The organism is Streptomyces sp. NPDC058619 (assembly GCF_042717785.1).
Taxonomy (GTDB): domain Bacteria; phylum Actinomycetota; class Actinomycetes; order Streptomycetales; family Streptomycetaceae; genus Streptomyces.
In genome coordinates, this window is sequence record NZ_JBHXQN010000110.1 from 1 (window position 1) to 8429 (window position 8429).

The 8429-nt window shown below is 72.1% G+C and carries 12 protein-coding genes; 6 read left to right on the forward strand and 6 right to left on the reverse strand.

Annotated features, from left to right (window positions below):
• The first annotated feature begins 124 nt into the window (after positions 1–124).
• Both ACFWTC_RS37905 and ACFWTC_RS37910 read left to right on the forward strand, forming a co-directional pair.
• On the forward strand, positions 125–280 hold the full coding sequence (locus tag ACFWTC_RS37905; protein WP_383933097.1) for a hypothetical protein: 156 nt from the start codon (positions 125–127) through the stop codon (positions 278–280).
• Positions 281–565: 285 nt separating this feature from the next.
• Entirely contained in the window at positions 566–733 is a 168-nt protein-coding gene (locus tag ACFWTC_RS37910; RefSeq protein ID WP_384030481.1) for a hypothetical protein, read from the forward strand.
• Between the two features lie 20 nt (positions 734–753).
• On the opposite strand, the gene ACFWTC_RS37915 is transcribed toward ACFWTC_RS37910, so the two are convergent.
• The 3 genes from ACFWTC_RS37915 to ACFWTC_RS37925 form a co-directional block, all read right to left on the reverse strand.
• Positions 754–1272 carry an STAS domain-containing protein gene (locus tag ACFWTC_RS37915; protein ID WP_383933101.1) on the reverse strand — a complete coding sequence of 173 codons (519 nt, stop codon included), beginning with the start codon at positions 1270–1272 and terminating at the stop codon, positions 754–756.
• A 63-nt stretch (positions 1273–1335) separates the two neighbouring features.
• Entirely contained in the window at positions 1336–1755 is a 420-nt protein-coding gene (locus tag ACFWTC_RS37920; RefSeq protein ID WP_383933103.1) for an ATP-binding protein, read from the reverse strand.
• A gap of 60 nt (positions 1756–1815) precedes the next feature.
• On the reverse strand, positions 1816–2181 hold the full coding sequence (locus tag ACFWTC_RS37925) for an STAS domain-containing protein (protein ID WP_384030483.1): 366 nt from the start codon (positions 2179–2181) through the stop codon (positions 1816–1818).
• 408 nt (positions 2182–2589) lie between these two features.
• Between ACFWTC_RS37925 and ACFWTC_RS37930 the strand changes: the two genes are divergently transcribed.
• From ACFWTC_RS37930 to ACFWTC_RS37945, 4 genes are all read left to right on the forward strand, one after another.
• A complete protein-coding gene (locus tag ACFWTC_RS37930) occupies positions 2590–4176 on the forward strand; it encodes a PP2C family protein-serine/threonine phosphatase (RefSeq protein WP_383933113.1) in 1587 nt (528 codons plus the stop codon).
• Positions 4173–5255, forward strand: coding sequence for a B12-binding domain-containing protein (locus ACFWTC_RS37935; protein ID WP_383933107.1), 1083 nt, complete (start codon positions 4173–4175; stop codon positions 5253–5255). The genes ACFWTC_RS37930 and ACFWTC_RS37935 overlap by 4 nt, the downstream gene beginning before the upstream one ends.
• The gene (locus tag ACFWTC_RS37940) at positions 5252–5641 is read left to right on the forward strand and encodes an STAS domain-containing protein (RefSeq protein WP_383933109.1); all 390 of its coding nucleotides are present in this window, start codon (positions 5252–5254) and stop codon (positions 5639–5641) included. Before ACFWTC_RS37935 ends, ACFWTC_RS37940 begins: the two co-directional genes overlap by 4 nt.
• A gap of 73 nt (positions 5642–5714) precedes the next feature.
• Positions 5715–6215 (forward strand): MarR family winged helix-turn-helix transcriptional regulator, encoded by a 501-nt coding sequence (locus ACFWTC_RS37945; RefSeq protein ID WP_384030485.1) that lies wholly within the window; start codon positions 5715–5717, stop codon positions 6213–6215.
• A gap of 865 nt (positions 6216–7080) precedes the next feature.
• On the opposite strand, the gene ACFWTC_RS37950 is transcribed toward ACFWTC_RS37945, so the two are convergent.
• The 3 genes from ACFWTC_RS37950 to ACFWTC_RS37960 form a co-directional block, all read right to left on the reverse strand.
• A complete protein-coding gene (locus ACFWTC_RS37950; RefSeq protein WP_384030487.1) occupies positions 7081–7413 on the reverse strand; it encodes an STAS domain-containing protein in 333 nt (110 codons plus the stop codon).
• A 98-nt stretch (positions 7414–7511) separates the two neighbouring features.
• On the reverse strand, positions 7512–7844 hold the full coding sequence (locus ACFWTC_RS37955) for an STAS domain-containing protein (protein ID WP_383933634.1): 333 nt from the start codon (positions 7842–7844) through the stop codon (positions 7512–7514).
• A 123-nt stretch (positions 7845–7967) separates the two neighbouring features.
• On the reverse strand, positions 7968–8312 hold the full coding sequence (locus tag ACFWTC_RS37960) for a MerR family transcriptional regulator (RefSeq protein WP_384075094.1): 345 nt from the start codon (positions 8310–8312) through the stop codon (positions 7968–7970).
• Positions 8313–8429: the final 117 nt, after the last annotated feature.

Sequence of the window (8429 nt, forward strand, 5' to 3'; positions counted from 1 at the left end):
CGCCACAGATTTTCATGCGGTAGGCAGGGAGGTAATCGAACCCCGGGGAACACCGGCGCCCACCAGCGCCGACGCGTCCGGGCAGAGCAGCGCCTCCCGGTGGCCCCGGTGTCGTCGATGCGGGTTGGGGGCGGCCTCAACGTCCCTCAACGTCCTCCTGCGCGCCCAACTCACCGCCACCACCCACGGCCGCACCATCCGCCTGCGAGCACCGAACCCCCAACTCCTCGAACTCCTGGACCGCACCGGATCCCTCACCCTCTTCCGCCTCGCCCCCTAACCGCACTGGAGCCGGCACACCCCGACGCCGGGACCGGGTCCGGCCTGCGGGCCGACGCCGCTCCCGCGCGTCCCTCCCGTGCTCCTCGCACCAGGACGCGGGAACGATCCCGCCGCAGGCATGCCGGACGCACGGGCAGCCCCGCGTACGGAGGGATTCCGTGGCCTCCGCCTCACTCGTCCAGCCCGGACGGGGGTGCCGGCAGCCGGTGGGCGGTTGAGGGTGGGGGCATGTCCGAACCCCGCTTGATCGTCTATCCCGCCCGACGAGCACGGGTGGCGCCGCGTGCGCTGGGAGGGGCAGTCCATCGGCGTCGCCCACCAGCCCTCCGACATCGCCGTCTTCCTCCGGGCTGCAGGACTGGAGAACGCCGAGGACGTCGACCTCACCAACGCCGAGGTCGTGGAGTGGCGCGGCGGCGGCCCGGAAACCTGGGCCGAGTCACCGCCGTAGCCGGCGCTGAGCCGGGCGGGTCAGCGGGCATCGGTCGTGCGGGCTTCCTCGATGCTCTGGACGACCTGGAACAGGGTGTGGGCCTGGGTGAGTTCCAGGACCCTTTCCAGGGATGCGGGCAGGGGTCCGACGAGGACCAGGTCGCTGCCGCGGCGCAGGCGGAACATCTCGTTGAGCATGGAGGAGTCGGCGAAGGTGATCCGGCTGACGTCCAGCACGATCCGCCGGATCGCCGGGTCGGGGATGGCCGCGGCGCCGGCCTCGTGAATGGCGCCCAGGGTCTGCTGGTCGAACTCGCCGGCGCAGACGATGACGCGGATCCCGTCGTTCTGGTCCGGGAGGACGAGGACTTGCTGCTCCCCCCGCTCGTACGCGTCGCTTCGGCCGCTGTGGCTGCTGTGGCCGTAGATCCCGGCTTGTTTCAGGGTGTGGATTACGACCCAGGCGAGGTCGTCGGGGTTCGGCTCGTCCGGGTGGACCGCAGCCAGGTACGAGGCGATCCGGGCGGCGATCGCCTTGGCTGCTTCTGCGTCGCTCATCTATGCCCCGCTGTCTTCTGCTGTGCCCGAACCCGCAGGGGCCGGGGAGAGGCGCGCCCGGGGCTACGTCAGGCGCTGGACGGTGGTGATGGTCTTGCCGCCGTCGGGGAGGGGGGTGACGTCGACGTGGTCGGTCAGGCGTTGGACGAGGGGCCAGCCGTAGCCGCCGGGAAGGCCGTAGGCGGTGGGGCGGGGTGCGGGGTGGTGGGGGCTCGCGTCGCTGACGGCCAGACGGAGGCTGTCGCCGACGAGGGCGGCGTGGAAGCCGGTGATGCCGCCACCGTGGCGGATCGCGTTGGTGACGAGCTCCGAGGTCACCAGGAGAGCGTCGACGGCGGCGACGCTCTCGACGTCGCTGCCCGCGGCCCGGAGCAGCCTGGTGACATGGCGGCGGGCGGTCGCCGGGGTCGTGGCAGCCGGCCGGGCGTCGTCGTGACGGTGCTCGGGGCCGGGGGTCCTGTCGGCCGCCGCGGGCAGATTCATACTGTTATCGCCTGCCCTGGATGGTCGGAGTCGCGCCTCGGAGCGGTTGAGGTGCAGTGGTCAGCATGTCATCCCCTGCCGCACGCTGTCGGCCCACCGGAAGACAGGCCCGGTACCGGTGACCTCGAACAGGCGGCTGACGCCGGTCTGCACGGGTCCGGCGAGGACGAGGGTGGTACCGGTGGCGGTGTGAGCCCGGTGGGCCGCGAGGAGGGCGTGAAGGGCGGAGGAGTCCGCGAAGCCCACCGGGGAGAGATCGACCACGGTGCGTGAACAGCCGCTGTCCGCGGCGGCCGCGGTGAGGGCTCGGGTGAGGGCGGGGGTAGTGCCGTCGTCCAGGTCACCGTGTACGCGGACGACGGTTATGCCGTCGGGTGTGGTCTCGCTGACCACCGTGTCGTCTGTCTCGTCTCTGTCTCCGATCATGCCCGTCATCCTCGTACACGTTTCCGCAGGCCCAGGCGCGGGGGGTAGCGGGCCGGAGGCGGCGGTCCGGGTGTGCGGGCGGCCTTCGCCGCCGGGTGGAGGGGTTGTGAGCGTCTCCCGGGTTCGTGGCCCTGGCGGTGGAGGTGACGGCTGTCACCCCTGTCACTCCGGTCTGTCCGTGGACACGGTGTGTGCGCGGGGTGTGCCTGTCGTGTGGGACGTTGCCGGGAGGGGTGGCCGGTTGCCAGGAGGGTGACGGATGGAGGATGGTTGCCGGAAGGCAACCAATATTTCCCCGAGAGGCTATGAGGTGAGGGGTTCGCACAGCGGGCCCTCAACGATTTGCTGAATCCCACCCAGGAAGCCGCCACGGCGGTGCGCGCGCCGTGGAGTGAGGCCCCCTACCCCGTGCTGGTGGCCGACGACCAGGGAAATCTGGTGTTGGTCAACGAGGTTGCCGGTCTGCTGTTCCCCGACGCCCGCACCGGAGGACCGGTCGCGGACTCCGTGCCGGCATGGCTGGCCGACGCCCACACCCGCTGTCTTGCGCCGGCATCTTCCGGGCCTGTGGGTGAGGCGGGCGTTCTGGCCGAGGGTCCGGTCGGGGACCGTTCCTACGAGGCGCATCCGACTGTCCGTGAGAACGGGACGGTGGTGTGGTGGCTCGTCGACGACACCGACCACCGCCTGGCCCGCGAGGCCTTGCGGATCGAGCGTGAGCGGACGGCGTTCCTGGCCCAGGCCTCGAACCTCCTGTTGTCGTCGCTGAACCTGGAGCGGTGCATGGACGTCACTGCGCAGATGGCTGCCGAGAACCTGGCCGACGCCGCCCTGGTCGTCGCTCCCTCGCGGGGGCGGGAGCTGCCGATCGTGTCCTGCCTGCGCGGCGGGAAGCCGGTGTCGTCGCGGGTGGTGGCGCGTGCGGAGGCGGTGCCGGGGCTGGCCGAGGCGCTTCAGGGGTTCCCGCCGGTGCCGTCGCGCTGGATCGATCCTGCAACTGCTCCTGCGTGGCTGGTCCCCGAAGGGTTCGGGGCGGTGGGGTCGATAGTGATCACCCCGTTGCCCGGGCACGGCGTCCCCGCGGGCGCCCTGATCCTGCTCCGCCGCGCCGGCGGCGACGGATTCACCGAGGAGGAGGAGGTCTTCGCCCGCCTGTTCGCCGCCCGGGCCGGGGCCGCGATGTCGGCCGCCCGGCTGTACGCGGAGCAGGCGTCGATAAGCGAAACCCTGATGCACGACCTGCTGCCCCCGACGCTGCACCAGGTGTCGGGTGTCGAGTACGCGGGCGGTTACCGGCCCTCCCAGGACCACGAGCGGATCGGCGGGGACTTCTACGACGTCCACCCGGCCGCGGTGGAAGGCGACGCCTCCCTCGTCGTGCTGGGTGACGTGTGCGGCAAGGGCCTGGAAGCCGCGGTGATGACGGGCAAGATCCGCAACACCCTCCACGCGCTGCTGCCGATGGCGGACGACCACCAGCGCATGCTCAACCTGCTCAACACCGCGCTCCTCAGCGCGCACAAGGCCCGTTTCGCGACCATGGTCCTGGCGTCCGCGGTACGCGAGGGCAGCGTGGTGAAACTGCGGCTGACCAGCGCCGGTCACCCCGCGCCGCTGATCGTGCGCGCCGATGGAACCGTCGAGGAGTCGGCGACGCACGGCACGCTCGTCGGGGCCCTGCCGACCGTGAGCGCCGAGACGACGGAGGTGACGCTCGCGCCGGGCGAGACGTGCGTCCTGTACACGGACGGGATCACGGAGGCCCGTGGCGGACCGCTGGGCGGCGCCATGTTCGGCGAGACCCGGCTCCAGCGGGCGCTCGCCGAGTGCGCCGGGATGCCGGCGGAAGCGGTGGTGGAACGCGTGCAGATGCTCGCCTCCGAGTGGGTCGGCGCCGGCGCTCACGACGACATGGCCGTGGTGGTCATCTCCGCGCCGCGGACCAACCACCTGAGCGCGGTGGACGGGCACACGAGGGGCAGGTTCACGGCGTGAGTACGGATCAGGTCACCGGCGGACCGCTCCTATTCCTGGTGGACAGGTTGTGGGCGGCGGTCCTGGCCGGCGACGAGCGGGCCGCGGCCGCCGTGGTCCGCGGGGCCCTGGACGACGGTACGGACCCGGAAAGCGTGCTCCTGGACGTGATCGCGCGGGTGCAGGGCCGGGTCGGCGAGCAGTGGGCGGGCAACCGGATCAGCGTCGCGCAGGAGCATGCCGCGACCACGATCAACGAACGCGGCGTCGCCGTCGTCGCCGAACACCCGGCGGCCGCCACCGAACCTTCGCGGGGACGCGTCGTGGTGGCGTGCGTGGACGGGGAGTGGCACGGCCTGCCGGCCCGCTTGGTCGCCGAGGTCCTGAAGCTGCGCGGCTGGCACGTCGACTACCTCGGCGCCCACGTCCCGACCCCGCACCTCGTCGCGCACATCCACCGCACCGGGCCGGACGTCGTCGCCCTGTCGAGTTCGATCCCGACCCGGCTGCCGACGGCGCACGCGACGATCACCGCGTGCCAGGCCGCCGGGACCCCGGTTCTCGTCGGCGGTGCCGCCTTCGGGCCCATGGGTGAGTACGCGCGCCTGCTGGGCGCAGACGCGTGGGCACCGGACGCGCGTGCGGCCGCGGACCGGCTGGAACGCCATCCGCTGCCGCGCCCGCAGCCCGACCACCAGCCGATCGACGACCTCCCGCACCTGGCCGACCAGGAATACACCATGGTCGCCCGCACCCGACCCCAGCTCGTCCGTACCGTCTTCACCGGGCTGGAGGACGAGTACCCGGCGATGCGCGGCTACGACGAGGCCCAGCGGGAACGCACCGCCGAGGACCTGTCCCACATCGTGGAGTTCCTCGGCACCGCTCTGTACACGGGCGACGAAGCGCTGTTCTCCCGCTTCCTGCTGTGGACCGCGGGCATCCTGGAAGCGCGCGGTGTGCCCGCGCAGAGCCTGCCGCCGGCCCTGGACGTCCTGGGGCGCGAGCTGAAGGACTTCCCGCGCGCCACCGACATCCTGCGCCACGCGACCGTGCGCCTGACCGGTACACCCCTTACCGTGGGCGGAGCCGGCGAATGATCCCCGAGCCCGGGGCGCTGCGCCTCACCCGCCTCGACACGGGAGACGCCGTGCGCATCGAACTGCACGGCGACTTCGACTACCGGGACGCCGACACCGTCCTGGACGTGGTCACCGCCGTGCTGGCCGAGCCCGGCGGGCCGCGCGATGTGCGCGTGGACTGCACGGATGTAGCCGCGGTCGACTCCAGCGGCCTGTCGACCCTGCTGATGGTCCGCCGGCGTACCGACGCCGCGGGGGTACGGCTCCACCTCGACAACCGGTCCCTGGAGCTGGAACGGATGCTGAAGGTCACCGGCACCCTGGAACACTTCACAGGCCACAACGACCAGCGCATCCGGGCATCGCCCGCCGTCGAGCGGGGCGGCGGCTCGAAGGACTCATGACAGTCCGCTCCGGCGGACCCGACACCACCTGACCGGCACCGGCGGACAACCCGCTCGTGCAGAGGGAACGCACATGCCCATACCGGCCCCCGGGCCCGCCATCCCCCACCTTGAGAGCGCGCACTCGATCGGCGACGTCGCCGAACTCCTCGACGTCCTGTACGAGAACGCCCGCCATACCGCCATCTCACCGGTTTCCGCGACCCAGCTGCGGCTGATGTGCCTCGTCGACCGCCGGCCCGGCCTGCGCATGCGAGCCCTCGCCCAGCTCCTCGGTACGACCGGCCCCTCCATGACCCGGCTCTGCGACCGGCTGGAGGCCGCCGGATTCCTGCGCCGCCACCCCTGCCCCGGAGACGGCCGAGAGGTCACCCTGCGCCTCACCCCCGCCGGGGAAAGACACCTTGCCCAGGCACGGGAAGCCCGTGAACACCGGCTCGCCCGGGCCCTCGACACGATGACCCCCGACAACCGCCGCGCACTCACGCAAGGACTCGAAGCGCTGAAGCACGGCATCACCGCAACCGCCGGCCTCCCCACACACGAGAACAGGCACAACCCCGCCGCCGCCTGACCGGCAACGCAGCGCCCGCTCCCGAAGGCTGAGGCGCCACCGATACGCGGGGCACACCTCCAGGGGCACGTGTCCCTGCCCGAGGCGGCCGGCTCCAGGTGGCGGCGGTTGGGCGCGGTCCGCCGCACCTGCCGCCAGTCCACCGCGGGGCGGGTCTGCGGCAGGAGCGCGACGGTGACGGCCGAGTACAGCGGGACCTGCACCACTCCCCCGGCCGGCCGTAGTCGAGGCCGTCCCGGCGCCCGACCAGGAGACCCGGCTCGCCGAATTGCGGCGCCCGGCGCTTGGCGCCGGGCCGAGGAGCGGCGCGGACGGCGGGCGCAGCCGCGGGCCCCGCTCGGATCGGCTCGGATCGGCTCGGCTTTGCGGCAGGGGGGAGTCAGACCCCTTGCGCCCCGAGCAGCACGGCGAATCCGTACGTGATCATGGAAAGGGATGCGAGGAGAAGAGCGATCGCGGTGAACCCGAGCAGGGATGCGGCGGGTATGCCGCGAGTCGACCGTTGACCCTCCCGGCGATTCTCGCTCCCCAGGGGAGAAGAGTTTCGCGTCATACCGGGCAACTCCCCCACATGCCGGCTGCTAACCCGGGACGACGCCCTCAAGTTCCGCGCCGGCTTCATCCGGGGCGCCCCGCCCGAGCTCCAGGTCGCGTGGCTCCGCACCTACGACGCGCTCGCCCAGGCACCCGGTGACGCCGGTACGTCGGACTTTGCACCGGCCGCTATCAGGGGGCTGAACAGGCAGAGGCAAGCCGTCGTCGGAGTGCGGCTACCCCCACCTGTACCCCCGCGATATCGCCCGCCGCCGTCCGGGCACCACACACGGCCTGACACCGGCGGAGCGGCCGCCGGCGGATCCCGCGTCTACAGGGTGCGGGCCTCTTTCACGCTGTCGGCCGTCGGGAACAGCCGGTCGGCCTGGGTGAGCTCCAGGACCCGGGCCAGGGTGCTGGGCAGGGGGCCGGCCAGGACGAGGCTGCCGGTGCGCAGCAGCTTCAGCATGGTGTTGAGCATGGAGGAGTCGGCGAAGGTGACCCGGCTGACGTCGAGGACGATCCGCCGGACTGCCGGGTCGGCGAGGGCCGGCGCGCAGGCCTGCTGTAGGGGCTCGAGGGTGGCCTGGTCGAATTCTCCGGAGCACGTGATCACGCGGACGCCGTCGCCCTCGTCCGGGAGCACCAGTACTTCTTGGTCCACAAGTCTTTCCTTGGTCGGGCTGGGGCTCTCGCGCGGCTACGGGGGGCCTGGCTCGCGGGCTGTGACACCGGCGGAGCGGCCGCCGGCGGGTCCTGCGTCTACAGGGTGCGGGCCTCTTTCACGCTGCCGGCGGTGGGGAAGAGATCGCGGACGTGGAAGGGGTCCAGAACGCGGGTCAGGGAGCGGGGTAGGGGGCCGGCCAGGACCAGGCGGCCGGTGCGCAGGAGGCGCAGCATGGTGTTGAGCATGGAGGAGTCGGCGAAGGTGATGCGGCTGACGTCGAGCACGATCCGCCGGATGGCCCGGTCGTTGAGGGCCGGGTCGCAGGCCTGCCGCAGGGGCTGTTGCGTCGCCAGGTCGAACTCTCCGGCGCAGGTGATCACGCGCACCCCGTCGCCTTCGTCCGGCAGGGCCAGTACTTCCCGTTCCACAGGCTGTTCCTTGATCACGCTCGGGCTTCCTGCCTCGCCAGGGGTGGATGGAAGGAGCCGATGCAGGATCAGCCGCATCGGCCGGTGGAGACCGTCGCGTAGCGGGAGCGAGCCGATGCCGGCTCAGGCGGCGGCCTGGGACCGGGCCGGCGCCGCGGCGGCGGCCTGTTGGTGCTCGGCGTTGATGCGCTGCGCTTCCTGGAGCTGGTCTTCGAGGATGACGATCCGGCAGGCCGCCTCGACGGGCATGCCCTGGTCGACGAGTTCCCGGGCGCGGGCGGCGATGCGGAGCTGGTAGCGGGAGTAGCGGCGGTGGCCGCCGGCGGAGCGGAGCGGGGTGATCAGGCGGGCTTCGCCGATCGCGCGCAGGAAGCTCTGGGTGGTGCCGAGCATGTCGGCGGCCCGGCCCATCGTGTAGGCGGGGAAGTCATCGTCATCGAGACGGCCGAAGGAGTCGTCTGCTGTCATTTCACCTCTCTGTGCAACATGCGGAGGGGCCCGGGCGCCTGATGGCACCCGGGCCCCGAAGGAACTGCTACACCATCTGCCGGCCCTGATACTGCGCCGGCCTACTTATCCGCGTGC

Excerpts from the sequence above, each read along its gene's own strand:
- ACFWTC_RS37920 (WP_383933103.1), bottom strand. The coding sequence starts at position 1,755 with ATGAATCTGCCCGCGGCGGCCGACAGGACCCCCGGCCCCGAGCACCGT.
- ACFWTC_RS37925 (WP_384030483.1), bottom strand. The coding sequence starts at position 2,181 with ATGATCGGAGACAGAGACGAGACAGACGACACGGTGGTCAGCGAGACC.
- ACFWTC_RS37960 (WP_384075094.1), bottom strand. The coding sequence starts at position 8,312 with ATGACAGCAGACGACTCCTTCGGCCGTCTCGATGACGATGACTTCCCC.
- ACFWTC_RS37915 (WP_383933101.1), bottom strand. The coding sequence starts at position 1,272 with ATGAGCGACGCAGAAGCAGCCAAGGCGATCGCCGCCCGGATCGCCTCG.
- ACFWTC_RS37945 (WP_384030485.1), top strand. The coding sequence starts at position 5,715 with ATGCCCATACCGGCCCCCGGGCCCGCCATCCCCCACCTTGAGAGCGCG.
- ACFWTC_RS37940 (WP_383933109.1), top strand. The coding sequence starts at position 5,252 with ATGATCCCCGAGCCCGGGGCGCTGCGCCTCACCCGCCTCGACACGGGA.